The sequence below is a fragment of the Albidovulum litorale genome, assembly GCF_025751495.1.
In the GTDB taxonomy this organism is placed as follows: domain Bacteria; phylum Pseudomonadota; class Alphaproteobacteria; order Rhodobacterales; family Rhodobacteraceae; genus Albidovulum; species Albidovulum litorale.
Genome location: NZ_JAOWKZ010000002.1, coordinates 434,668 through 459,940, shown reverse-complemented (window position 1 = coordinate 459,940; position 25,273 = coordinate 434,668). Strand labels below are relative to the sequence as shown.

The following is a 25,273-nucleotide window of genomic DNA, read 5'->3' as shown; positions in this document are numbered from 1 at the left end:
AAAGCTCCCGGACGTCCCTTAGCGGTTCTGCGGCTGCGAAAACAGTGTAAAATCGACGCGCTTTGTCGCATCGACGCCACGTTTTGACACGAGGTGCCTCAGAGGCCGTCGCGTGATAGAAATGCAGGAGTGGTTGAGGGAGGATCGCCATGGAAAGAGTGACCGGAATTGGCGGGGTCTTTTTTCGCGTCCGGGACCCGGACGCCCTCAAGACATGGTATTCTGATCATCTGGGGATCAACCCCGCGCCGACCGATATGGAGATGCAGCCCTGGCGCAGCGATGAAGGCGTGGTGGTCTTTGCCCCGTTTTCCGCCGATACGGACTATTTCCCGGTGGAAAAGGCATTCATGCTGAATTTCCGGGTGGCTGATCTGGACAGGATGCTGACCCAGCTGTGCGATGCAGACATTGCGGTCAGTCATGAAATGACGATGGAGGGAATCGGACGCTTCGCCCGTATTCACGACCCCGAGGGTAATCCGATCGAGTTGTGGCAACCGGCGTGAACGCGTTCCCGAAGTAGGGTGGGTTTTAAACCCACCCTACGGATCTGGTCAGCGGTTCGCACCGGGAACCCAAAGTACATCGGCGCGGCCGTCGTCATTGGCGATGCGGGCGGCAACGAAGAACCAGTCCGACAGGCGGTTGAGATACTTCACCGCGGCCCCGTTCACCGATTCCATTGTGGCGAGTTCGACCGCCATGCGCTCTGCCCGGCGCGAGACGGTGCGCGCGAGATGCAGGTGCGCGGCAAGGGCCGACCCACCGGGTAGGATGAAACTGCGCAGGGCTTCCAATCTGGCGTTCATCGCGTCGATTTCTGCCTCAAGCCGGACAACCTGGCTGTCGACCATCCGCAGGACCGGATAGCCCGCTTCGCCGTCCTTCTCCATCTCGGGGCGGCAGAGATCCGCGCCGAGGTCGAAGAGGTCGTTCTGGATGCGGGCGAGGGCGGCGTCCATCTCGCCCGTTGCGTGAAGCCGGGCGAGGCCGAGGACGGAATTGGTTTCGTCGACCGTGCCATAAGCAGCGACCCGCATCGAGTATTTGGCCACCCGCGTGCCGTCGCCGAGCGCAGTTTCGCCCTTGTCGCCAGTCCGGGTATAAATCTTGTTGAGGACGACCATGTCAGAGACCTCCCCGACCGGAAAGGAAGACGAACATCAGGATCAAAACGACCGCCACCGCCTGCGCGATGATGCGGTACCGCATGATCCGGTTGGCATGCTTGCGGTTGAAATCGCCACCCTTGGCAAATCCGCCAATGCCGATCATCAGGATGATCAGGACGACGAAACAGGCGCCCGCCGCGATGAGGAATAGGGGATCGTTGGCCATGCGCACCTCCGGTTGGCCGCTTTCTACTCCGCAGGCGTGTTGGATGCCAGCGCAATGGATGCGGCGACCCGTCGCGTCAACTGCGCCCGGTCAACCACAGAAGCGTCCGCGTCGGAAGCAAGCGCCGCGCGGCGTTCATCAGATAGGTCGGCGTCGTCACGAAATAGCGCGGTGCAGGATTCGCAGCCTCCAGCGCCCGGATAAGTTTCGCCGTAACCGCCGAGGCGGGCAATTCGAACCTGTCGGGTTTGGTCTTGTCCTTGTAAAGCCGCAGGAGAAGCGAATTCCGGTATTGCTCGGCACGGGGCGAGTTTTCCCAGTCTATCCAGCGTTCAAAATGCGGGATCGAATTGACCCGGATGCGGCTGGTTATCGGGCCCGGCTGGATCAGGATCACGTGGATTGGCGTATCGGCCATTTCGAGCCGGAAGCATTCGGTCAGCCCTTCGAGCGCATATTTCGTCGCGACATAGGCACCGCGCCAGCGCATCGGCACGAAACCCAGAACCGACGAGCAGTTGATGATCCTTCCATGCCCCTGCTTGCGCATCACCGGCACGATCCGGCGGGTCAGTTCGTGATAGCCGAAGAGATTGGTCTCAAAGATTTCGCGCAAAGCGCCCGTCGGCAGATCCTCCACCGCGCCGGGGCAGCCATAAGCGCCATTGTTGAAAACAGCGTCCAGAGTGCCGCCGGTGCGGCTCAACGCCTCGTTCAACGCCGCATCAATCGTCGCCTCGTCGGTGTAGTCGAGCAGGAAGCTTTCCAGCCCTTCGCCGCGCAACCGCTCGCAATCCTCTTCCTTCCGGCAGGTCGCAAAAACACGCCAGCCCGCGCGTTTCAGCCCGTGGGCGGCGTCGTAGCCGATGCCGGAGGAACAGCCAGTGATGAGAATGGATCGCGTCATGAGGCCTGCCTTTCGACCATTTCGCTACCGTCTCCGGGCCCGTGGCGCAACGCGGTTCATGCAGGCCAGCGAATTCTAACCCGGCGTCGTAGCATGTCAGTTGTCGGCAGGTGCCAGGAAGCGCTGGGCGACGTAGCCCTCAAGCTCAGGTTCCGTCGCGCGGATTGGGAGCCAGCCCGATAACTCGGACCCGATCACCGCGACGACCGTTCCGCGCGTGATGGCTCCGATTGCGGCATCGTTTGCAGATGGACCCGTGCGCACATTCAGACGGCTGGCTGTAACCTTCCAAAGCGGGGCGTTTTCAGCAGGTATGTCGTTCGTTCCCGGTTCCCGAACGGGAGTCTCTTTCCGGTTTTCAACAGCAAAAACGGAAGCCGGGTCAGCGAACTTCAACCCGGTCCGTATTGCAATCAATTTGTCTGAGCGCGGGGGGAGAAGTTCGGCCCTGATGACTTCGGGCTGTGGAGTGACGCCCGCAACGGCCAGCCGCCGATGCGCTTTGACCTGAGGCGAGGTTGCGACCATGTCCGGCTCTGCGGGGTGGGGTGCGGCGGCTTCCAGCGAGAACTGATCGGTGATGGACGAGACGAGGTTTTCTGTCGTTCGGTCAAATGCGGGCTTGGCATCGTCGCTTGGATCGCTGCGGCCCGATAAAAGTCCGACTGCAATCAAAGCGACAACGAGGATCGAAGAGAATTTGATAAGGCGTATCATATGGCATCCAGTATCCGGCGCACGGCATGACAACTCGCATGGCGAACGCGCGGTTCCCGCGAGCGGTCAGATGGAACTGATCTCCAGTCTCGGATGGGTTGGTTTGGCCGAGGGTTCGAGAGCGTGCTGCTGTCCAACCAGATAGAGAAACACGACGAAGCCTATGAATATTGCGAGCCGGAACATGACCTCTCCAAACCAACTAACTCTTCCGGGATAGCGGCGGGTGGGCAGGTGGCGGCAGGGGAAAATCCGCGCACGGCTCCCCCTTTGTTCGGAAATTCCGGCTGGACCGGATGCAGCCGCCGAACTACACAACATGCATGAGCAACGACTCCGAAGACCGCAACATCCTGCCCGCCACGACCTCCGAACCGCTCGCCCGGGCGATCGGCGAGCGTTATCTGACCTATGCTTTGTCGACGATCATGCACCGGGCGCTGCCCGATGCGCGTGACGGGTTGAAGCCGGTCCACCGGCGTATCCTCTTTGCAATGCGGGAACTGAAGCTATCCTCGACCGGCGGGTTCCGTAAATCGGCAAAGATCTCGGGCGATGTGATGGGGAACTATCACCCCCATGGAGATGCCGCGATCTATGATGCGATGGCGCGGCTCGCACAGGACTTCAACGTGCGCTACCCGCTGGTCGACGGTCAGGGAAACTTCGGCAATATCGATGGCGATAACCCGGCCGCCAGCCGTTATACCGAGGCCCGCCTGACGGCGGCCTCCGAGGCGTTGATGGAAGGGCTCGCCGAAAACGCGGTCGACTTTCGCCCCAACTATGACGGTACGTTGGAAGAGCCGGTCGTGCTGCCCGCCGCCTTTCCGAACCTTCTGGCGAACGGCGCCTCGGGTATCGCGGTCGGCATGGCGACGAACATCCCGCCGCACAACCTCGATGAACTGATCGAGGCCTGCGTGCATCTGGCCAAGGCCAAGAACTCTGAACTCGTCCGCGACGACACGCTGCTGGAATATGTGAAAGGGCCGGATTTCCCGACCGGCGGCGTTATCGTCGAGACGAAAGAGGCGATGCGCGAGGCGTACCTTACCGGGCGCGGCAGCTTCCGCACCCGGGCGCGCTGGGCGGTTGAGGATCAGGGGCGGGGCACCTGGCAGATTGTCGTCACCGAGATCCCCTATCAGGTGCAGAAGTCGAAGCTGATCGAACGACTGGCCGAGGTGATCCAGACCAAGAAGGTGCCCTTGCTGGCCGATGTCCGCGACGAGAGCGCCGACGATATCCGCATCGTGCTGGAACCGCGCTCGAAGAACGTCGACCCCGAGATGCTGATGGGCATGCTCTTTCGCAACTCGGACCTTGAGACGCGGTTTTCGCTCAACATGAACGTGCTGATCGACGGGCGGGTGCCCAAGGTCTGTTCGCTTAAAGAGGTTTTGCGCGCCTTCCTGTCGCACCGGCAGGACGTGCTGATCCGCCGGTCACAGCACCGGATGGACAAGATCGACCACCGACTGGAAGTGCTCGAAGGTTTCATCACCGCCTTCCTGAATCTCGACCGGGTCATCGACATCATCCGCTACGACGCCGATCCCAAGGCCGCGTTGATGGCCGAGGACTGGTCGCGCAAGCAGACCCGCGCGACGTCGGAACACGATTATGTCTCGCCTCTATCTTTGCCTCATACCGAGGATGGGCTGAGCGAGGTGCAGGTCGAGGCGATCCTCAACATGCGCCTGCGCAGCTTGCGCAAGCTTGAGGAAATGGAACTCCTGAAGGAACAGGACGAGTTGATGCGCGAGCGCGCGGAACTTGACGACCTGCTAAACGACGAAAGCCTTCAGTGGAAAAAGATCGCGGGCGAGCTTCGTGACGTTCAAAAGCAGTTCGGCAAGGACGCGCCCGGCGGCGCGCGGCGCACGACGTTTGCCGAGGCGGGCGAAGTGGAAGAGGTGCCGCTGGAGGCGATGATCGAGCGGGAGCCGATCACGGTCATCTGTTCGAAGATGGGCTGGATCCGGGCGATGAAGGGGCATCAGCCGCTCGATGCCGAGGTCAAGTTCAAGGACGGCGACGAGGGCCGCTTTGTCTTCCATGCCGAGACGACCGACAAGATCCTTCTGGCAGGGACCAACGGCCGCTTTTACACGCTTCTGGGCGCCAACCTGCCCGGCGGGCGAGGCATGGGCGAGCCGGTGCGGCTGATGGTCGACCTGCCGAACGAGGCCGATATCGTGACCCTGCTGGTGCACCGGCCCGGCGAACGCTTCATCGTCGCCTCGACCGCGGGCGAGGGGTTCACGGTTCCGTCCGATGAGATCGTCGCCCAGACCCGGGCGGGCAAACAGGTGATGAACCTTGCTGAAGGCAATAAGCTGGCCGTCTGCAAGCCCATCGTGGGCGATCATGTCGCCATCGTCTCGAAGAACCGCAAGCTTCTGGTCTTCCCGCTCGCTGAATTACCCGAGATGACGCGTGGCAAGGGCGTGCGGCTTCAGAAATACAACATGGCGCGCGGGCGGCAGGGTGTGCTGGAGCTTGATGGTGGCCTGTCGGACGTGACGACATTTGCCCTCGCCGATGGGCTGAGCTGGGCGATGTCGAACGGCAATACAAGAACCGAGGACATGGCCGACTGGATCGCGCGCCGCGCCGGTGTCGGCAAGGCACCACCACATGGGTTCCCGCGCGACAACCGGTTTTCCTGAGAAGGGGGCCGCCTCGGGGGCATTGAGACCCCGCTCGGCGGGTTGCCGCCGGCGGGGGTATTTTCGCAATGAAGAAGGCTCAGGCCGCCCACATCCGGATCAGGTTTGACCGGGTTTTGGTGAGTGTGTCGAGCAGCGCGGATTTGCCCTCGCGCGCATGGACCTCCGCGATCGCGCGGTCGAGATCGAAGAGAACCTCGCGCTGGCCCGCGTCGCGAATCCAGCTTTGCACCCAGCCGACGATGCAAAACCGCGTGCCTGACTTGACCGGCTCCACCCGGTGGAGCGTGGTCGAGGGATAGAGGATCAATTCGCCCGGGGCAAGTTTGAAGGCGCGTTCCTCGGCCGTGTCGGCGGCGATCAGCGCGCCACCGTCGTAGCTTTCGGGATCGTTGAGGAAGAGGGTGAACGACAGGTCGGTCCTGAGCCCCTGCATCAGCGCGTCATCGACATGCATGCCATAGGTCTGGCCTTCGCGGTAGCGCGAGAGGATCAGTTTGGTCATCGCCTTTGGTCGCGCAGCGGAGAGGAAGACCGGATGCGCCATCAGTGCCGCCGTAACCTTGGCCTGAATGGCTTCCAGTTCCGGCGAGGGTAGCGCCTGATCGTTGGCCTTGATCTCACGCGCGATCTTGCCCGCCGTGGCACGACCATCGGCGAAGGAAAGCGTTTCGGCGGCCCCTTTCAGGGCCGCCACGTCGCTGGCGTTCAGAACGCCGTCGATTGCGATGAACATGGGTCTACTTCAGCGCATAGGCTGCGAGTTCGATCCTGGCCGCCGCTGTCAGCAGCATCCCGGCATCGCCAAGCGGTTTGCCCTCGGGTGAAACGCCGGGCAGGGCGGTGTCGAGTTCGGACAGCGCGGCAAGGGTCTTTTCACCGAATGCGCTTTCAGCGGCGTCGTCTTCGCTCGCCATATGTTCGGCAACAGAGCGTGCGACCTGCACGAAGCCCCAGGCATCCTGATATTCGTGCAGGTTCGACACCGCGCCATCGACAATACCGATATGGTATTCCTCTGCCGCCACCCGGACGAGGCCAAGCACCGACGCAGCTTCCCCGGCCTCACCCGCTTGGGCATGGTCGCGCGCCTCTTCGATCTTGGTCAGGACGGCTGCAAAAGCGGCTTCAGCATCCCCAACAGGTGCGCCACCTTCGACAGCCGTTGCCAATGCGGTCAGTTCTTCGGCGAAACCGGGCGCGCCGAATTGATCGAGATGCACCTCAAGCTCGGTGTAGATCTCGCTTTGCGGGTGTTTCATATGGGTGATTGCCTGATCGGCAAGCCCGGCCTGATAGAGCGCGATACCGGCGCGCAGATGGCCTTCGATGAGGCCGAGATCGGTCAGGAGTTCGACGGCCGCGTCCATGTCTTCGGCATGACCGGCCTCGCCCCCTTCACCGCCTTCGCCCGCCTCATCGCTCTCGGATTGGGCGAGCCAGAGTTTCTCAGGCCCCTGCATGTCTAACCCGACGTTTCCGGCGGCCTGCGCCTGCCCGGCGATCGCGATGCCGAAAGCGGCACCTGCCATGGTCAGCGCGGACCAGCGGCGCGGTTCGACCTTGCGGGGGGAGTTGGGGGAATCGGCCATCATTATCTCCTTCAAACCGTGTTCGCGGATGGCATAGCGGGCACCGCGATCTCCGGTCAAGAGATTCTTGAGTATTTTTGTCGGAAAAGTTTCCGACGCTTGACAGACATGGAATTTCTGCCTGGTAAGGTGGGTTTAAACCCACCACCCCGCTTCTCTCAATCAGCCGTAAAGCACGGGAATCCCAAGCCGTGTGTGGATATGGTTGACCTGCCTCCGGTCGATCTGAAGCGCCGTCGCCAGATCATGCAGATATTCCGCCTCCTTACGATTATCGAGGTCGATGCCCATGACCGACATCGTGTAGACCTGCGCCTCAAGCCCGTTCGGCACCTGCCGCGCAAGCCCCTGAACATCGACCGGCGAGCGCAACTCCGCCTCGACGAAACGCTTTTCCTCGGGCGACACGTCTCCGAGATTGCCGAGCAGTTTTTCCTGTTCCCGGGCATCGACCCGACCGTCCGACTTCGCCGCCTGAATCATTGCACGCAGCATCAGGCCCGCCACGGCGTCCTGTTCCTGTGTCGGCCGGGTTTTCGGTTCGCCACAATTGCCAAGCGACTCGTTCAGAATCTCGCCGAAACCGCCGCCACGTTTCGTTGCAGCGCCGCCCAGTGCGCCGCCAAGTACACCGCCCAGAATATCGCCAAGACTGCCGCCGCCGCTGCCACCGCCAAGACTGCCGATCAGATCATCAAGGCCACCGCCGCTGCTGCGGGTCGTACCGCCGCGGCCGGTGGATTGTCCCGGCGCGTAGTTTCCCAACTCTTCCATGAAATCGCCAAGGCCACCGCCCGAGCCGCCGAAAATTCCACCGTCGCCGCGCGAGGTCCCTGTCCGCTGCGAGGACCGTCCGCCGAGAATCTCGCCCAGCATGTCTTCCAGCCCGGTGCCGCTCCCGCCGGACATCTGCCCGCCCAGCGGCCCCTCGCCCCGCCGTTGCATCATGCTGCCGACACCTTTGGCGACGGCGACTCCGATGGCGACCTTGGCCAGAGTTCCCATAAGACTCATCTGAATTCCCCCAGAAATAACGCTTCAGCAATCAGATTAGGGTAGCCGCTTCGCGGCATAAGGGGGAAAATTCGTGAATTTCTCTCAGTCCTCGGCGACATTCAGCCAGACGCCGCCCTCCGGTCGCAGCGTCAGGATCAGAACGGGTTTCGGCGTCCGGCCCGGGACTTCGGTGAAGCGGAACCGGGCCAGAAGTGTTGCGAGGATGATTACCGCTTCCTGCAGCGCGAAAGAGGCGCCGATGCAGATGCGCGGGCCACCACCGAAGGGCAGATAGGCGAAACGGTCGATGGCTTTGGCATCGGCAAAGCGGTCGGGATCGAAACGGTGCGGATCGGGCCAGAGCGCGTGATTGCGGTGGAGTGCATAGATCGGCAGCATCACCGTGTCGCTGGGCCGCACCTCGCGTCCGCAAAGCTCGTCATGCGCCTTTGCCGTGCGCGACAGGAAGGCGGCAGGCGGATAAAGGCGCAAAGCCTCGTCCACGATCCGGCGGATATAGGGAAGATTGGGCAGATCGGCGACAGTCGCGGCGCGGCTTCCGAGCGCCGATTTGGCCTCGGTCCGGGCGCGGTCCTGAATGTCGGTGTCGAAGGCGCAAAGGTAAAGCGACCAGGCCAGTGTCAGCGCCGTCGTCTCGTGCCCCGCGACGATGAAGGTCAAGAGGTTGTCGCGCAGCTCGGCCGTGTTCATGCGGCGCTTCGTCTCGGGGTCCTCGCCCTCTAATAGAAGGTCGAGAAGGTCAGGAACCTCGTTGGGGTCGACAATTCGGCGGTGTTCGATCGCCGCATCCGCCATGGCTTTCATCGACCGCATTGCGGGTGCGGAGAACAGCCGCGAGGGTCGCGGCACCCACATCGGTGCGCCGATGATATCGAGGAACGACACCCGCGCTGACCCTGCGATATAGTCATCGATTGCCCGGTGCACGGCAGCACGGTCGAAGGTCTCACCGCCTGAAAACGTCACGTCCGAAATCACTTCGAAGGTCGCTGCGACCATCTCATCCAGAAGATTGGCTGCGCGCCCTGACTGTGCTGCGATGCGTGTTGCGGCGCGCTCTGCCGCTGCCGTCATGACCGGGGCCAGTGCCTGCACGTTTCTCACCGAAAAGGCAGGTGCCGCCGCGCGGCGTTGCCAATGCCAACCAGCACCTTCGGCAATGAACAGGCTTTCACCGATCGCCGGACGCAGGATCAGCTTGGTGACGTCGGATTTCGGATAATCCGCGACCGCCTCTTTTAGGATGCGCCGGTTCGCGGCGGGTTCCATCACCATGTGCCAGCGTTTTACCGTCCGGCCCGAGATCATCGGCTGGCGGGTGGCAATCTCGGGGATCAGTTCCAGAACATTGCGCTGACCCGTCCGGAACGAGTCCCAGATGCCAAGCGGTTCGTTGTGCAGGGGCACCTGCACGGGATATCGGGGTGGAGTTGCCGTGCCGTCCATCCATGATCCTCCGTCCTTCAATATAGTCCGGTTGGGCGTCGCGCCAAGCAGTCGGATTGCCGCGTCGCTCCGGCTCGGCTATGGCTGGAACCTGATGACAGGCCGGAGGGTATCATGGCGATGCGGAATATCTTGGCGTGGATCGCGGTTGCGACCATGCTCACCGCCTGCGCGGGCAATGACCTGAACCAGCCGCCGAAGGAGTTCGGTGATTTTGCGCTCGGCTACAACATCGTGGTGGCCAAGAACGCGAAGCCCGTGGGCCCGTCGCGGCAGGCCACGGCGGAGGAATGGGAGACCGTCCTGAAGGAGGCCATCGCCGCCCGTTTGGGCCGCTATGAGGGCGAAAAGCTTTACCATATCGGTGTGGGCGTCGATGCCTATGCATTAGCGGTGCCTGGTGTGCCGCTGGTTCTCAGCCCGAAATCGGTTCTGGTCGTCACGGTCAATGTCTGGGATGACACGGCGGGCCGCAAGATCAATGCCGAGCCAAAGCAGTTCACCGTGTTCGAACAACTGTCAGGCTCCACGGTGGTCGGTTCGGGCCTGACCCAGAGCAGGGAACAGCAAATGGCGAACCTCGCCTCCAACGCCGCCCGGCTGATCAACGAGTGGCTGGTGGAGAACGAGGCCTGGTTCACCCCAGAAGCTGTCGGCGCCCGAGCCGCCCTTGCTGCTGTCGCCGGGGCGGCCGCCGATGCGCCCGCCGCCAACTGACGCTTGATTTTTCTGCAGCCAGCCGATACCCAGCGCGCGATGTAGACTTGGGGCCCTCTGGGCCCCCCCAAGCACGAGGCGCCCGCGATATGGCAAAGGCAAAGTTTGAACGTACGAAACCGCATGTGAACATTGGCACGATCGGCCACGTTGACCACGGCAAGACGACGCTGACGGCTGCGATCACGAAGTATTTCGGTGATTTCAAGGCCTATGACCAGATCGACGCGGCGCCGGAAGAGAAGGCGCGGGGGATCACGATCTCGACCGCTCACGTGGAATACGAGACGGCGAACCGTCACTACGCCCACGTCGACTGCCCGGGCCACGCCGACTACGTGAAGAACATGATCACGGGTGCGGCGCAGATGGACGGCGCGATCCTCGTGGTGAACGCCGCTGACGGCCCGATGCCGCAGACGCGCGAGCACATCCTTCTCGGCCGTCAGGTCGGCATCCCCTACATGGTCGTCTACCTTAACAAGGTCGACCAGGTGGATGACGAGGAGCTTCTGGAGCTCGTCGAGATGGAAGTCCGTGAGCTTCTCTCCTCCTACGAATATCCGGGCGACGACATTCCGATCATCAAGGGTTCGGCTCTGGCCGCTCTGGAAGGCCGTGACGCCGAGATCGGCGAGAACTCGATCCGCGCGCTGATGGAAGCGGTCGACACCTACTTCCCGACGCCCGAGCGCGCCGTGGACCAGCCGTTCCTGATGCCGATCGAAGACGTGTTCTCGATCTCGGGCCGCGGCACGGTTGTTACGGGGCGTGTCGAGCGTGGCGTGATCAATGTCGGCGACGAGATCGAGATCGTCGGCATCCGCGACACCAAGAAGACGGTCTGTACCGGTGTGGAAATGTTCCGCAAGCTGCTGGACCGTGGTGAGGCCGGCGACAACATCGGCGCGCTTCTGCGCGGTGTCGACCGTGACGGCGTCGAGCGGGGCCAGGTTCTCTGCAAGCCGGGTTCGGTGAAGCCGCACACCCAGTTCGAAGCCGAGGCCTATATCCTGACCAAGGAAGAGGGTGGCCGTCACACGCCGTTCTTCGCCAACTACCGTCCGCAGTTCTACTTCCGCACGACCGACGTGACGGGCACGGTGAAGCTGCCGGAAGGCACCGAGATGGTGATGCCGGGCGACAACCTGAAGTTCGAGGTCGAGCTGATTGCCCCGATCGCGATGGAAGAGAAGCTCCGCTTCGCCATCCGCGAAGGCGGCCGCACCGTCGGCGCAGGCGTCGTCTCCAAAATCATCAAGTAAGAATCGGCACTATGCCGATGTATCAGGGCGGCCCTTCGGGGCCGCCTTTTCTTTGACCCACGTCCGGGTAACGAGGCGTCTGACCTTCACGTCAAAGGGGCGGCCGAACCGGCCGCCCCCTAACGCCCGACGGCCCTTTCAGCCGTTGCACAGATAGAACGTGCTCGCGACCTGTCGGGGATGTCAGGTCACTCGTTAATGATCGCCAGAACCTGACTGCGCGCGGCGTCACCCATTTCCTTGCTGTCGGCGATCTGCACGATACGCCGCGCCTGATCGATGGTCAGGTTGTCCACCTCACTGGAGGGTATACGCAGCTCGACCAGCAGACGGGTCACGGCATCGACGACCATGTTCATTTCGGCCTCAGCCGCGAAGGCGGCTCCGAAGGATGTGACGGAGATGATGGCTGCGGTCGCGCTGGCGGTGATAAGACGTTTCATGGAGTTGTCCTTTCAAGCAGTGATCTTGATGTTGCAGCGTCCTGCCGGCGGTTCGCGCCGACCGACCCCGGCTTATCCCGTCGTCAGAAGCTTGGAAAAACACGTTCCGGCTCACGCGAAGTCACGGCGATTTGGGCTTGACAGGTCAGGCCGGCAAAAAGCTCACACCGATGTTTGAGGTCCGAGATCAGCCCGTGACCGATTGTGCCTTCGGTGTCGGCCGAAAGGTGAAAATGACCGGTATTACCACGGTTCGGCAGTTGAAATATTTCAATCAATTCTGGTGCGAATTCTTGTCATTACCGGATCGCACAAGCGCGTGAATTCACGCTTTGAAGACCGAAAGGTCGATGTCCGCTCGCGTTTGGGTGAGAATGGATCGCATCCTTGTCAGAAATGACCCGCAGCCCGGGTTTTCAGCCAAAGTTGACGATTCGCCGCTTTGGTCGCAGGATCAGGGCTTGCACAGTCATGCAGGGGGCAGACCATGTGCCAGATCTTCGCCGGGCAAAAACCCGAACGCTATGAGTCCGAAACACGGCGCTTGCGGCTGAACGGCCAGAGCACTTCGATCCGGCTAGAACGTGCTTTCTGGCGCATCCTTGACCGGATTGCTGAACGTGAGGGACTGACGACTCCGGCCTTCATATCCAAACTCCACTCTGAAGTGCTGGAACTGCACGGAGAGGCGCCGAATTTCACGTCCCTCCTGCGCTGCGCCTGCACCATCCATCTTGGCGAGCTGGAGCAGGACGACACGGCGCGGTATGCCGCTGAATAGGCTAAAATGCCGCCTGTAGTATCGGGCTACTACCACAAGGCCAAATTGGTCATCTAGCCTTACCAAATCTGAGAGATTTGGAGGGCAGATGGCCAAGACGATCCACTCGATGATCCGCGTCCTGGATGAGGCGCGATCCGTCGACTTTTATTCCCGTGCGTTCGGGCTGAAGGTTGCCGATCGGCTCGACTTCGACAGTTTCACGCTGGTCTACATGTCGAATGCGGAAAGCGCGTTCGAACTGGAACTGACGGTCAACAAGGGTCGGACAGAGCCCTACGATCTTGGTGATGGCTACGGCCATCTGGCCGTGTCGGTCGACAATCTTGACGCGGAGCATTCCCGCTTAACCGAGGCCGGTCTGGCGCCCCGCAAGCTCGTCGAGTTCAAGAACGGCGACACGCTTGTCGCGCGGTTTTTCTTCATTGCGGACCCCGATGGCTACCAGATCGAGGTTCTTGAACGCGGCGGCCGGTTCCTGTGACCGGCCGCAATCATTTGTCAGGGAGGAGTGAATGACAAAAATCGAAAGGACCGGACTGACCCGGCGCGCGCTTCTGTCGCGGTCAGTCGCGGCGGGCGCGCTCTGCGTCACCGGAGCCGGTTTCATAGCGGCACCGAATGCGGCCTGGGCGGTAGAAGTTACGGTGATCACCGAACACCAGATGGCGACGCTGCTGCAGATGGCGCGCGACATCTACCCGCATGACCGGGTCGGCGATCAGTTCTACGCGGTTGCCGTGAAAGGTTATGATGCCGAGGACAAGAAGGCACTTGTGGATGAGGGCATTGCCGCCCTCGACGCCGCCGCGCAGGCGGCGGGTCATGCCGACTACGTCTCCATGGGTTGGGAAGAGGACCGGGTGAAAATCCTGCAGGGGATGGAAGATAGCGGGTTCTTTCAGACTGTGCGCGGCGGCCTCGTGACCGGCCTTTATAACCAGAAGGATGTCTGGCCAATCTTCGGCTATCAGGGCGAGTCCTTCAGCCAGGGCGGTTACATCGACCGTGGCTTCGACGACATCGACTGGCTGTGAGGGGGCGGAACCATGGCAGCACCATTTGATCTGAACGACGACTCGGTTGTCGTTGTCATCGGGACCGGCGCCGGCGGCGGGGTTCTTTCGAACGAACTGGCCCAGAAGGGTATCAGCGTCGTCGCGCTTGAGGCGGGTGGGCGTTACCTGCCTGAGGATTATATCAACGACGAGTGGGAGAGCTTCGGGCAGCTAGCCTGGCTTGACCCGCGCACCACGTCGGGCGACTGGCGCGTTGCCAAGGATTTTTCGGGCCTTCCGGCTTGGATCGTCAAGGCAGTCGGCGGCACTACGACTCATTGGGCGGGTGCGAGCTTGCGTTTTCAGGATCACGAGTGGAAGGCGTTGACGAGTTATGGCGCGGTCGAGGGGGCCAGCCTCCTCGACTGGCCGATCGATGGGGCGGAAATGGCGCCCTGGTACGAAAAGGCCGAGACCAAGCTGGGCGTAACCCGCACAGGCGACCGGGCGGGCCTGCCCGGGAACAACAACTTCAAGGTCTTTGAGAAGGGCGCCAAGGCGCTGGGCTATACCGAGGTCCATACCGGCCGAATGGCAATCAATTCCGCCGAATATGACGGTCGGATGGCCTGCCAGCAGACCGGGTTCTGTTTCCAGGGCTGCAAATGGGGGGCCAAGTGGTCCGCCGCCTATACCGACATCCCTGCGGGTGAGGCGACCGGCAATCTGGAAGTCCGCGAACGCGCCCATGTCGCGCGCATCCTGCATGACGACAGCGGCAAGGTTACCGGCGTCGAGTATTTCGACAAGGACGGCAACCTTCAGATGCAGAAGGCGCGGATCGTATGCGTTGCGGGCAACAGCTTCGAAAGCCCGCGACTGCTTCTGAACTCTGCCTCGAACATGTTCCCGAACGGGCTTGCGAACTCGTCCGATCAGGTCGGCCGCAACTATATGCGCCACATGACCGGTTCGGTCTATGCGGTCTTCGACAAGCCGGTTCGAATGTGGCGCGGCACGACCATGGCCGGGATCATTCAGGATGAGGCACGCCATGATCCAAGCCGTGGCTTCGTCGGCGGTTATGAACTGGAAACCCTCGCGCTTGGCCTTCCCTTCATGGCGGCCTTCCTCAACCCCGGCGGCTGGGGGCGCAGCTTCACCACCGCGCTCGACAGCTACGAAAACATGGCCGGTATGTGGATCGTTGGCGAAGACATGCCGCAGGCGACGAACCGGGTCACGCTGTCGGAGACAAAGGACCAGTGGGGCCTGCCGGTGGCCAATGTCCACTTCTCCGACCATGCGAACGATATCGCAATGCGTAACCATGCCTACAAGCAGGGTCAGGCGGTCTATGAGGCGGTGGGCGCAACCCGCACCTTCCCGACGCCGCCCTATCCTTCGACCCACAACCTCGGCACCAACCGGATGTCGGAGAAGCCCGAGGATGGCGTCGTCAACAAATGGGGCCAAACCCATGACATCGCCAACCTCTTCATATCCGATGGTAGCCAGTTCACGACTGGCGCCGCCGAGAACCCGACGCTGACGATCGTCGCCCTCGCCATCCGGCAGGCCGACCATATCGCCGGGGAGATGTCAGCGGGTAACCTCTGACCCTGTCGCGATGGCGTCTGCCCGGGACCCGTGCCCCCTGCACGGCCCGGGCAGACGTGCTAGTGATGGAACCATGTCGAGGATTCTTCTGACCCTTGCGGTTGTGGCGCTGACAGGTGCCGCTGCTCATGCCCAGACGGGTAACGCCACCAATGACCTTCCCAGAGTGCCGATGCGCGCTGACGCCAGTTTCACGCGCATCGAACAGAACGGCACCGGCGCGGAGGCTATCGGGAAAGTCCTGTCTCGGATTAGCCTTCCTGACGGCTTCGAGATCGCACTTTATGCCCGTGTTCCGGGTGCCCGGCACATCGCGGTCGCGCCGGGTGGGACGGTCTTCGTCGGCACGCGTGGGGACCGGGTCTGGTCAGTCACTGACACGGACCACGACGGAACGGCGGACGAGGTCCGGGATTTCGCTCCGGGGCTGGATTTTACCATGCCAAACGGTCCCTGCTTCGGGCCCGATGGCACGCTCTATATCGCGGAACAGAATCGGGTCATGGCCTTCCCTGAAGCCGAGGCAGCCGCTGACAGGCTCGACCCAATCGCCCTCGCACCGATAGCCGAGGGCGACCTGATCCCGCCCTCAGAAGAAAGCGGCAACCATTCCGCGCGGGTCTGCAGGGTCGGGCCGGACGGCATGATCTACATCTCGCTCGGCCAACCTTACAACGTGCCGCCGCCGCGAAAGCTAAGACTTTACGACACCTGGGGCATCGGCGGAATCATCCGGTTGCAGACGGACGGGACGGGCCGCGAAGTCTTCACCTACGGCATCCGGAACTCCGTGGGCCACGACTTTCATCCCGTAACCGGCGACCTCTGGTTCACCGACAACCAGGTCGACGGAATGGGCGACGATATCCCACCGGGTGAGATCAACCGCCAGACCGCGCCCAGTCAGCACTTCGGTTTTCCATGGTATGGCGGTGGGGATGTGCGTACCGACCGTTATGCCGGCACCAAGCCACCCGCCGGGTCGATCAAGCCGGTGGTGGAGACCGTGGCACATGCCGCCGATCTTGGCATGCGCTTCTACACGGGCGACATGTTCCCGGCAAAATACAGAAACGCTATATTCTCGGCGCAGCACGGGTCCTGGAACCGTTCCACGCCCGTCGGAGCAAGGGTCATGGTGACATTCATCACCAGTGAGGGTTCAGCGCGGACCGAGCCCTTTGCAGAGGGCTGGATCGCAGGTGACGGATCGTACCTCGGCCGCCCTGTCGATGTGGACATGTTGCCGGACGGGTCGCTTCTGGTCTCGGATGACCGCGCCGGGGCGCTCTACCGGATCAGCTATCGCGAATAGTGACTGCCAGCGTTTTCATTCTTGCAAAGCGCCGGGCCCGCGCGTAAGAACCGGCTCGGCCTTAGGGGTATAGCTCAGTTGGTAGAGCATCGGTCTCCAAAACCGAGGGTCGCGGGTTCGAGTCCTGCTGCCCCTGCCAGGCCTTCTTCCGAAAAGTCTCAGCGATTGCTCGGTCCGGTTGGTAAAAATCTTTGAAGATTTTTGCCAAGAAAATTTGAATTTTCTTGGTCCCGCCTCATTCGATGCGCTCCAGAAGGGTCAGGACCTCGGGCCCGAGCGTTTCGACGATAAGCGCGACGCCTTTCGCGTTCGGGTGCAGTCCATCTGCTTGTACGTAGTCGGCCAGCGCCTGCGAACGATCAGGCAGGGACAGTATGGGTTGCAGGAACGGCGGGGCGAGAAGTGCACCATGTTCCGCCGCGAGGTCAGGATAGACCGCATCGAAGGATGCCTTGTAGTCAGGCCCGTAATTTCCCGGCGCAGACATTGGAACGATCAGAACCGGAATTCCCCTGTCATTCGTGCGATCTAGGATCGCATCGAGGTTGGCCCGCGCGTCTTCGGGCTGCAACCCCCGCAACAGATCGTTGCCGCCAAGCGTCAGGATCATCGCGTCCACCTCAGGCGTCAGCGTCCAGTCGATGCGGGCCAGTCCGCCAGCGGTCGTGTCGCCGGAGACGCCTGCATTGACCACGATCGCCTCCGCCCCCTGACGCGTGAGCCATGCCTCAAGCTGGGCCACGAAGCCGTCCTCCGACGGCAACCCATAGCCCGCCGTCAGGCTGTCGCCAAAGGCTACTACTGTTACCGGTTCCGCCCGGACCGCACCGGCGGCCAGAGCCGAAAGGCTCAAAATCGTCGCAAGGGCGAGGTTGCCCTTCCGTCCGGTTGCCCCATATGCCTTAGAGCGGCAGAACGAGCGGAACGAGGCGATGAGCGAACCTATCCTTAAGCTTAACGATGCGCGGCTGGTGCTTGAGGGCAATGCCGGGCCGCTGGAAATCCTAAAGGGCATCACTCTTTCGGTCGCCCGCGGCGAGAGTCTGGGGCTTGTAGGTCCGTCCGGCTCGGGCAAGTCTTCGCTCCTCATGCTCATGGGCGGACTGGAACGTGCCACGTCCGGTCGGGTCGAGGCTTTGGGCCATGACCTGACAGCAATGGACGAGGACGCGCTGGCCCGGTTCCGCCGGGGTAATATGGGCATCGTTTTCCAGTCGTTCCACCTGATTCCGACGATGACGGCATTGGAGAATGTGGCGATCCCGCTAGAACTGGCCGGTGTTGCCGACGCCTTCGACCGCGCGGCGGCGGAGTTGCAGGCGATGGGGCTTGAGCCGCGGATGGATCACTACCCCGCGCAGCTTTCGGGCGGCGAACAGCAGCGCGTGGCCCTGGCCCGTGCCGCCGCGCCGCGACCCGCGATCTTTCTGGCCGATGAACCTACGGGCAATCTCGACGGCTCGACGGGCGAGGCGATCATGGAGCTGCTGTTCGGTTTGCGTGACCGGCACGGCGCGACGCTGGTCCTTGTCACCCATGCACCGGAACTGGCCGCGCGCTGCGACCGGGTGGTGCGGCTGATGGACGGGCAGATCGCGGGCGAGGATCTTGCCCGCAAGGTGGCCGAATGAGCCTGCCGCTCGCCGCACGCATCGCCCGCCGCGAGATGCGCGGAGGGCTTGGTGGGTTCACGGTCTTTCTTCTGTGCCTGATGCTTGGTGTTGCCGCCATTGCTGCCGTCGGCACGGTCCGTTCCGCGATCCAGACCGCAATCACCGATCAGGGTGCGGTGTTGCTGGGCGGAGATGCCGAGATGTCGTTCACCTACCGCTATGCAAGCGAGGACGAGCGCGCCTTCATGGAAGATCGGGCCACCCGCGTTGCTGAGATCGTCGATTTCCGCTCCATGGCCGTGGTCGGTGAAGGGGAAGGCGCCGAACGCGCTCTGACTCAGATCAAGGGGGTGGATGCGGCCTATCCGTTGACCGGTAAAGTCGTTTTGGATCCTCCCATGCCATTGGCCGAAGTCCTTGGAGACAAAGACGGCCTGCCGGGTGCGGTGCTTGATCCTGTGCTGGCCGACCGTTTGGGGCTCGGGATCGGTGACCGCTTCCGGCTGGGTGTGAAGGAATTCCGTGTCCGTGCAAGGTTGATGCGGGAACCCGATGGTGCGACGGCGGGATTCACCTTCGGCCCGCGCACCATCGTCAGGAGCGACGCGCTTGCCGGGTCGGGCCTACTGGAGCCAGGCAGTCTGTTCGACACCCATTACCGCCTGCTTTTACCAGAAGGCACAGATTTGCGGGCGATGAAGACAGAGGCCGAGGATGCTTTCAACGATACCGGAATGCGTTGGCGTGATGCGCGGCGCGGCGCGCCCGGAATGCAGCGCTTCGTCGACCGGATGGGGTCATTTCTAGTGCTGGTGGGACTCGCCGGGCTGGCGGTTGGCGGTGTCGGCATCGGTGCGGCGGTGACCTCATACCTTGACAGCCGGGTGGAGACGATGGCCGCCCTGAAGGCTATGGGTGCAGAAAGCCGGACGATCTTTGCGGTCTATCTCATTCAGGTCGGCGTTCTGGCGGTGATCGGCATCTTCGCGGGGCTGGCTCTGGGGGCGGCGCTGCCGGTACTGGCGGGACCGCTGATCGCCGCTCGGTTGCCGATCCCCGTTGAAATGGTCGTGGCGTGGAAACCGCTGGCCGAGGCGGGCTTTTACGGTGCTCTGGCGGCAGCGCTCTTCGCGCTCTGGCCCTTGGCGCGGACGCGCGACGTGCAGGCGGCGGCCTTGTTTCGTGATCTGGGGCCGGGGCGGCGGCGTTGGCCGGGTTGGCGGCTGGGGCTGATACTAGCCGGAGTAGCGGCCCTGTTGGTGGCGGTGGCGACAATCGCATCCGGCGTTCCGAGTCTTGCGCTCGGTACGCTGGGCGGGGTTGCGGCGGCGCTTCTGGTCCTGACGATCGCGGCTTTTGGTCTGAGCTGGCTCGCCCGGCGGACGGGCCATCACATGCGCGGCCGCCCGGCGCTGAGGCTTGCCCTCTCGGCCATTGGCGGGCCCAAGGAAGAGGCACGTGCGGTTGTGCTTTCACTCGGGCTTGGCCTGTCGGTTCTGGCCGCCGTCGGCCAGATCGACGCAAACTTGAGGGGTGCCATCGCGCAGGACCTGCCGGATGTGGCGCCCTCCTATTTCTTTGTCGATATCCAGCCTGATCAGATAGACGGGTTCCGCACACGGCTGGAAGACGATCCGGCGGTGACGAAAATCGAAAGCGCGCCGATGTTGCGGGGCGTGGTTACGAAGATCAACGGACGCGATGCGCGCGACGTGGCAGGTGACCATTGGGTTGTGCGCGGCGACCGGGGTCTGACTTACGCCGCCGCACCACCGCCCGATACCAAGGTCGTCGCGGGCGAATGGTGGCCCGAGGATTATTCCGGCCCGCCACAGATGAGTTTCGCCCTCGAAGAGGCGGACGAAATAGGCCTAAAGCTCGGCGACCGGGTCACGGTCAACGTACTGGGCCGCGAGATCGAGGCGGAGATCACTTCGTTCCGAGAGGTGGATTTCGGCACTGGCGGCATCGGCTTCGTGATGTCGCTGAACCCCGCCGCGCTGGCGGGCGCGCCGCATAGCTGGATTTCGACGGTCTATGCCGACGAGGCGGCAGAGGCGGTGATCCTGCGCGATCTGGCGTCGGCCTACCCGAACATCACCGCGATCCGGGTGCGCGATGTGGTAAACCGGGTGGCTGATGCACTGGCCGCGATTGCAAGGGCAACGGCGATTGCCGCAGGCGTTACGCTTCTGACCGGGGTCGTGGTTTTGATCGGTGCCGCGGCGGCGGGGGAGCGGGCGCGGATTTACGAGGCGGCGGTGTTGAAGACACTTGGCGCGACCCGAGGTCTGGTGCTGAAAAGCTTCGCCCTGCGCTCAGCCCTGATGGGGGCTGCGGCCGGGATCGTCGCGGTCGCCTTCGGCGCGGCAGCGGGCTGGGCGGTGATGGTCTTTGTTATGGAGGGCACGTTCCGGTTCGAACCGGTCTCGGCCATTTCGATCGTCACCGGCGGCGCGCTTGCCACGCTTCTCGCCGGGCTGGTCTTTGCGCTGCGGCCCCTTGCCGCGCGACCGGCGCAGGTGCTCAGGGCGCGGGACTGACGGTCAGCGCCCGGGGGTTTTCCACCCCCGGACCCCCGGAGAGTATTTCTGAACAGAAGAAACGGTGATCAGCTTTGTCTGCGCCACGGGCCTGCGCGGCGCAGGCGAAGAGCGTTGGTGACAACGAAGACCGATGAGAGCGCCATCGCCCCTGCGGCAAGCATGGGCGAGAGGAGCATGCCGTTCAGCGGATAAAGCAGCCCGGCGGCGACCGGGATCAGGACGACGTTATAGCCGAAGGCCCAGAAAAGGTTCTGGCGGATATTGCGCATCGTTGCGCGCGAGAGCCGCACCGCATCGGCCACCGCGCCGGGATCGCCGGTCATCAGCACGACCTCAGCCGCTTCGATGGCCACATCGGTGCCGGTGCCCATCGCGATCCCGATATCGGCGGCAGCGAGCGCCGGGGCATCGTTGATCCCGTCACCGGTGAACCCAATGGTGCCCTTTGCCTTGAGTGCTTCAAGTGCGGCGACCTTGCCTTCGGGCAGAACCTCTGCCTCGACATGGTCGATGCCGAGCGATGTGGCGATGGCCCCGGCTGTGGCGCGCGTGTCGCCCGAAATCATAGCGGTCTTCACGCCCATTGCGTGGAGCGCGGCGATGGCCGCCTTTGCGCCGGGCTTGACCGGATCCGCAACGGCGATCAGGGCGGCGGCGCGGCCGTCTAAGGCGACAAAGATCGGCGTCTTGGCTTCGGAAGCAAGACGCTGCGCCGTCCCGGTCAATTCGGATGCGTCAATCGCGGCTTCGTCCATGGCGCGGGCATTGCCGATCAGAATGTCGCGGCCCGCGACACGGGCCGTCAGGCCACGTCCGGCCTGCGCCTTGGTGGCATCGGCGTCATGCAGGGTCAGGCCGCGCGATTCGGCCTCCGAAAGGATGGCCAAAGCCAGCGGGTGTTCCGACCGGGCCTCGGCGCTAGCGGCGAGTGTCAGGACTTCAGCCTCGTCAAATCCCGCGGCAATCTCGATATCCGTCACCTTGGGGTGGCCTTCCGTCAGTGTCCCGGTCTTGTCGAAGGCGACGATCTGGACCTCTGAGAGCCGCTGCAATGCGTCTCCGCGCCGGAAGAGCAGGCCGAGTTCGGCCCCCCTGCCGGTCCCCACAAGGATCGACACTGGCGTTGCAAGGCCCATCGCGCAGGGGCAGGCGATGATGAGGACCGAGATGCCTGCGACCAGCGCATGGGTGAGCGCGGGATCAGGACCTATCGCGAACCAGACGATAAATGCGAGTGCGGCAAGGGTCATGACGGCGGGAACGAACCAGAGCGTGATCCGGTCGACCAGCGCCTGAACAGGCAGTTTTGCCCCCTGCGCGTCGGCGACCATCGCGATGATGCGGGCAAGCACCGTATCGGCACCAGTGGCGGTAACGCGATAGGTCAGTGCCGATTGACCGTTCACCGTGCCACCGGTAACGCTCGCCCCTTCCGCCTTTTCAACCGGTGCGGGTTCCCCGGTAAGCATGCTTTCATCGATCCAGCCGTGCCCGGTTACAATGATCCCGTCAACGGCCACTCTTTCGCCCGGCGCGAGGCGCACGACATCGCCCTGTTTCAGGTCTTCCACCCGAACTTCCGTCACGACGCCGTTGCGCTCGACCTGTGCCGTGTCGGGCCGGAGCCCGATGAGACGGCGGATCGCCTCGCCTGCCTGCCCCTTGGCGCGGGCTTCCAGCAAACGGCCAAGCAGGATCAGCGTGACGATGGTTGCCGCTGCCTCGTAATACACTCCGAGTGCCGCCTCAGGGAGAAGCGATGGGGCGAAGGTGGCGACGGTCGAATAGACGAAGGCAGCGAGGCTGCCCAAGGCGACGAGCGAATTCATTTCGGGCGCGCCGCGCAAGAGCGCGGGGAAACCATGCCGGAAGAAAAGCGCGCCGGGACCGACGAGAATCGCGGCCGTCAGCACGAACTGGATGCGCCAGGAAATGACCTCACCCAACGTGCCCATGACCCAGTGGTGGAAAGCGGGCACCATATGTGTGCCCATCGCCAGCACCACGACCGGGATGGAAAGCGCGGCGGAAATCAGGACCGAACGGCGCAGCTTTACCGCTTCATCGGCCTGACGGTCGGCAGGGGCGGCATCGTCCGTGATGGGCTTTGCAGCGTAACCGGCCGCAGTCGCCGCCGCAGCCAGTGCCTCTGCCGTCGTGGTGCCGGACAGGTAGTTAACGCGTGCGGACCCGGTTGCGAGGTTGACCTCGGCGCCGGTCACGCCAGGAACGGCCTTCAGCGCCCGCTCGACGCGCCCGACACAGGAGGCGCAGGTCATGCCTTCCACTTCCAGCCGTGCCTCGGCCCCGACCGCCGGATAGCCCGCCGCCCTAAGTGTTTCGGCAAGCGTACCAATATCGGTTTCCGAGAAATCGACACGGGCCGTGCCGTCGATCAGGTTGACCTTGGCATCTTCAACACCTGACACCGCTTTCAGCGCGCGTTCGACGCGGCCGACGCAGGAGGCACAGCTCATGCCCTGAACGGTGAAGGTGGTGTGGCTGGTCATCGGATGCTCCTTCAGCCGTTAAATGTGGGGCCGGGCAGCGATTGTCAAACCGAACTCATTCGTCGAGTTCGTCGGGCATTCCGAAACGGACTGCCAAGGCACGGCATGCCCTGAAGCGGCATGACTGCGCCAATGTGGAAAAAGCGAATGGGATTCGGTTGGCTTGACTGATTGAGAAACCGTACCGTCCGAGGGCCCAGAGCCTGACGATACCCGGCCTTAATGCCGACTTGGATCGGCCGGATAGACGCCAAGCAGCGTCATGGTGGAGGTGAAATAGTCCAGTTCCTCCAGCGCGCGCCGCACATTGGCGTCGTCGGGATGGCCTTCGATATCGGCATAGAACTGCGTGGCCGAGAATACGCCGTCGACCATGTAGCTTTCCAGCTTGGTCATGTTGACGCCGTTGGTCGCGAATCCACCCATCGCTTTGTAAAGCGCGGCCGGGATGTTGCGGACACGGAAGACGAATGTGGTCATCATGCCATGATCGCCCCGACGTTTGAGGTCGGGCTGCCGCGCCATGACGAGAAAGCGGGTCGTGTTGTGTTCGGCATCCTCAATATGACGTGCAAGCACATCTAGCCCGTAAATCTCTCCCGCGAGTTCAGAGGCCAGGGCTGCAACCGAACGATCCCCCCGCTCGGCCACGTCCCGCGCCGCGCGGGCATTATCGGAACTGATGCGGCCCTGAATGCCGTGTTCGCGCAGAAACGCCTCGCATTGCGGCAACAGCACCAGGTGGCTGTAAGCCTCTTTGATATCGCTGAGTTTTGCGCCCTTCACGCCAAGGACGTTGATATGTACGCGCACGAACGCCTCATCGACGATGTGCAGCCCGCTCTCCGGCAGAAGACGATGGATGTCGGCCACCCGGCCATAAGTCGAGTTTTCGACCGGCAGCATGGCCAGTTCCGCATCGCCCTTGCGCACCGCGTGAATAGCATCTTCGAAGGTGCGGCAGGGCAGGGGTTCCATGTCAGGATAGGCCTCGCGGCAGGCCTGATGCGAATAGGCTCCGGGCTCTCCCTGGAAAGCAATCCGTCCGGTCATGCGGGTGGCTCCTTGGCGACAGCCCGGGGGTCGGGCGATGTGCCGCGCTAACTATACCTTGAAACCCGGTAGGGGAAGCGGATAGATACGCCGCAACTCTATGCCATGGTGAGGCGCGACATGTTCGACACGATGACTTTAACGAAGGCTGGCGGCGCGCTCTGCGGCGCGTTCCTGATCTTCCTTCTGGGCAAATGGGCGGCCGAGTCGCTTTACCACACGGGCGCGGTGGCGCATGGCGATGAGGAAGTGGCGCAAGCCTATGTCATCGACACCGGCGCCGAAGAGGGCGGTGAGGCCGCTGCCGACGAGGGCCCGGATTTCGCGACCATCTATGCCTCGGCCGATGCGGCGGCGGGTGAGAAGGTCTTTGGCAAGTGCAAGGCGTGCCACAAACTTGACGGCTCCAATGGTACCGGCCCGCATCTCGACGGCGTTGTCGACCGGGCGGTCGGAGGTGTCGCCGGGTTCGGTTATTCCGACAGCATGGCCAGCCACGGCGGCAACTGGGACCCGGAGACGCTGAGCCACTTCCTCGAGAATCCGAAAGGTTTCATCGCCGGTACCAAGATGTCTTTCGCCGGTCTGAAGAAGATCGAGGACCGCGCCAACGTCATCGCCTATCTGGCGGCGAACGGCGGCTGATCCTCAAGAAATCAGAGTTTGAAAGGGTCGCTTATCAGAGCGGCCCTTTTTCTTTGGCTCACGGCCATTCTC

At 62.8% G+C, this 25,273-nt stretch carries 24 protein-coding genes and 1 tRNA gene; 13 read left to right on the top strand and 12 right to left on the bottom strand.

Annotation, left to right across the window (positions count from 1 at the left end; translation table 11 throughout):
• The first annotated feature begins 149 nt into the window (after positions 1–149).
• Complete coding sequence (locus OEZ71_RS08085) at positions 150–509, top strand: VOC family protein (protein WP_263739442.1); 360 nt, start codon at positions 150–152, stop codon at positions 507–509.
• Between the two features lie 48 nt (positions 510–557).
• Here OEZ71_RS08085 and OEZ71_RS08080 read toward each other — a convergent pair whose 3' ends face one another.
• The 4 genes from OEZ71_RS08080 to OEZ71_RS08065 form a co-directional block, all read right to left on the bottom strand.
• Positions 558–1,130 carry a cob(I)yrinic acid a,c-diamide adenosyltransferase gene (locus OEZ71_RS08080; RefSeq protein ID WP_263739441.1) on the bottom strand — a complete coding sequence of 191 codons (573 nt, stop codon included), beginning with the start codon at positions 1,128–1,130 and terminating at the stop codon, positions 558–560.
• Between the two features lies 1 nt (position 1,131).
• Positions 1,132–1,341 (bottom strand): twin transmembrane helix small protein, encoded by a 210-nt coding sequence (locus OEZ71_RS08075; RefSeq protein WP_263739440.1) that lies wholly within the window; start codon positions 1,339–1,341, stop codon positions 1,132–1,134.
• Positions 1,342–1,417: 76 nt separating this feature from the next.
• On the bottom strand, positions 1,418–2,248 hold the full coding sequence (locus OEZ71_RS08070) for an SDR family NAD(P)-dependent oxidoreductase (protein WP_263739439.1): 831 nt from the start codon (positions 2,246–2,248) through the stop codon (positions 1,418–1,420).
• A gap of 96 nt (positions 2,249–2,344) precedes the next feature.
• Positions 2,345–2,965 (bottom strand): SH3 domain-containing protein, encoded by a 621-nt coding sequence (locus tag OEZ71_RS08065; protein ID WP_263739438.1) that lies wholly within the window; start codon positions 2,963–2,965, stop codon positions 2,345–2,347.
• Between the two features lie 323 nt (positions 2,966–3,288).
• On the opposite strand from OEZ71_RS08065, the gene OEZ71_RS08060 reads away from it, so the two are divergent.
• On the top strand, positions 3,289–5,640 hold the full coding sequence (locus tag OEZ71_RS08060) for a DNA topoisomerase IV subunit A (protein ID WP_263739437.1): 2,352 nt from the start codon (positions 3,289–3,291) through the stop codon (positions 5,638–5,640).
• A gap of 79 nt (positions 5,641–5,719) precedes the next feature.
• Here the strand turns inward: OEZ71_RS08060 and OEZ71_RS08055 are convergent, their stop codons facing one another.
• The 4 genes from OEZ71_RS08055 to OEZ71_RS08040 form a co-directional block, all read right to left on the bottom strand.
• Positions 5,720–6,376 carry a Fe2+-dependent dioxygenase gene (locus tag OEZ71_RS08055; protein ID WP_263739436.1) on the bottom strand — a complete coding sequence of 219 codons (657 nt, stop codon included), beginning with the start codon at positions 6,374–6,376 and terminating at the stop codon, positions 5,720–5,722.
• Between the two features lie 4 nt (positions 6,377–6,380).
• Positions 6,381–7,232, bottom strand: a complete 852-nt coding sequence (locus tag OEZ71_RS08050) for a hypothetical protein (RefSeq protein WP_263739435.1) — start codon at positions 7,230–7,232, stop codon at positions 6,381–6,383.
• 162 nt (positions 7,233–7,394) lie between these two features.
• On the bottom strand, positions 7,395–8,246 hold the full coding sequence (locus tag OEZ71_RS08045; protein ID WP_263739434.1) for a tellurite resistance TerB family protein: 852 nt from the start codon (positions 8,244–8,246) through the stop codon (positions 7,395–7,397).
• An 84-nt stretch (positions 8,247–8,330) separates the two neighbouring features.
• On the bottom strand, positions 8,331–9,695 hold the full coding sequence (locus tag OEZ71_RS08040; RefSeq protein ID WP_263739433.1) for a cytochrome P450: 1,365 nt from the start codon (positions 9,693–9,695) through the stop codon (positions 8,331–8,333).
• A 114-nt stretch (positions 9,696–9,809) separates the two neighbouring features.
• Here OEZ71_RS08040 and OEZ71_RS08035 point away from each other — a divergent pair, with 114 nt between their 5' ends.
• Positions 9,810–10,412 carry a hypothetical protein gene (locus OEZ71_RS08035; protein WP_263739432.1) on the top strand — a complete coding sequence of 201 codons (603 nt, stop codon included), beginning with the start codon at positions 9,810–9,812 and terminating at the stop codon, positions 10,410–10,412.
• Between the two features lie 89 nt (positions 10,413–10,501).
• The gene (gene tuf, locus OEZ71_RS08030; RefSeq protein WP_263739431.1) at positions 10,502–11,677 is read left to right on the top strand and encodes an elongation factor Tu; all 1,176 of its coding nucleotides are present in this window, start codon (positions 10,502–10,504) and stop codon (positions 11,675–11,677) included.
• A 188-nt stretch (positions 11,678–11,865) separates the two neighbouring features.
• Here the strand turns inward: tuf and OEZ71_RS08025 are convergent, their stop codons facing one another.
• Positions 11,866–12,120 (bottom strand): hypothetical protein, encoded by a 255-nt coding sequence (locus OEZ71_RS08025; RefSeq protein WP_263739430.1) that lies wholly within the window; start codon positions 12,118–12,120, stop codon positions 11,866–11,868.
• A 487-nt stretch (positions 12,121–12,607) separates the two neighbouring features.
• Between OEZ71_RS08025 and OEZ71_RS08020 the strand changes: the two genes are divergently transcribed.
• From OEZ71_RS08020 to OEZ71_RS07995, 6 genes are all read left to right on the top strand, one after another.
• A complete protein-coding gene (locus tag OEZ71_RS08020) occupies positions 12,608–12,901 on the top strand; it encodes a ribbon-helix-helix domain-containing protein (protein WP_263739429.1) in 294 nt (97 codons plus the stop codon).
• Between the two features lie 88 nt (positions 12,902–12,989).
• Complete coding sequence (locus OEZ71_RS08015) at positions 12,990–13,385, top strand: VOC family protein (protein ID WP_263739428.1); 396 nt, start codon at positions 12,990–12,992, stop codon at positions 13,383–13,385.
• Between the two features lie 31 nt (positions 13,386–13,416).
• A complete protein-coding gene (locus OEZ71_RS08010) occupies positions 13,417–13,938 on the top strand; it encodes a Twin-arginine translocation pathway signal (RefSeq protein WP_263739427.1) in 522 nt (173 codons plus the stop codon).
• Between the two features lie 12 nt (positions 13,939–13,950).
• Positions 13,951–15,519, top strand: coding sequence for a GMC family oxidoreductase (locus tag OEZ71_RS08005; RefSeq protein ID WP_263739425.1), 1,569 nt, complete (start codon positions 13,951–13,953; stop codon positions 15,517–15,519).
• A 73-nt stretch (positions 15,520–15,592) separates the two neighbouring features.
• A complete protein-coding gene (locus tag OEZ71_RS08000; RefSeq protein WP_263739424.1) occupies positions 15,593–16,834 on the top strand; it encodes a PQQ-dependent sugar dehydrogenase in 1,242 nt (413 codons plus the stop codon).
• 63 nt (positions 16,835–16,897) lie between these two features.
• Positions 16,898–16,973 (top strand) — tRNA-Trp (locus OEZ71_RS07995).
• A 96-nt stretch (positions 16,974–17,069) separates the two neighbouring features.
• Here OEZ71_RS07995 and OEZ71_RS07990 read toward each other — a convergent pair.
• Positions 17,070–17,687, bottom strand: coding sequence for an arylesterase (locus OEZ71_RS07990; RefSeq protein ID WP_263739422.1), 618 nt, complete (start codon positions 17,685–17,687; stop codon positions 17,070–17,072).
• A gap of 79 nt (positions 17,688–17,766) precedes the next feature.
• On the opposite strand from OEZ71_RS07990, the gene OEZ71_RS07985 reads away from it, so the two are divergent.
• Positions 17,767–18,465 (top strand): ABC transporter ATP-binding protein, encoded by a 699-nt coding sequence (locus OEZ71_RS07985; protein ID WP_263739421.1) that lies wholly within the window; start codon positions 17,767–17,769, stop codon positions 18,463–18,465.
• Positions 18,462–20,990 (top strand): ABC transporter permease, encoded by a 2,529-nt coding sequence (locus OEZ71_RS07980; protein ID WP_263739419.1) that lies wholly within the window; start codon positions 18,462–18,464, stop codon positions 20,988–20,990. Before OEZ71_RS07985 ends, OEZ71_RS07980 begins: the two co-directional genes overlap by 4 nt.
• Before the next feature lie 68 nt (positions 20,991–21,058).
• Here OEZ71_RS07980 and OEZ71_RS07975 read toward each other — a convergent pair whose 3' ends face one another.
• Positions 21,059–23,503 (bottom strand): heavy metal translocating P-type ATPase, encoded by a 2,445-nt coding sequence (locus OEZ71_RS07975; RefSeq protein ID WP_263739418.1) that lies wholly within the window; start codon positions 23,501–23,503, stop codon positions 21,059–21,061.
• 219 nt (positions 23,504–23,722) lie between these two features.
• Positions 23,723–24,556 carry a prephenate dehydratase gene (locus OEZ71_RS07970; RefSeq protein WP_263739417.1) on the bottom strand — a complete coding sequence of 278 codons (834 nt, stop codon included), beginning with the start codon at positions 24,554–24,556 and terminating at the stop codon, positions 23,723–23,725.
• Positions 24,557–24,676: 120 nt separating this feature from the next.
• Here OEZ71_RS07970 and OEZ71_RS07965 point away from each other — a divergent pair, with 120 nt between their 5' ends.
• Positions 24,677–25,201, top strand: a complete 525-nt coding sequence (locus OEZ71_RS07965) for a c-type cytochrome (RefSeq protein ID WP_263739416.1) — start codon at positions 24,677–24,679, stop codon at positions 25,199–25,201.
• The last annotated feature ends 72 nt before the right edge of the window (positions 25,202–25,273 follow it).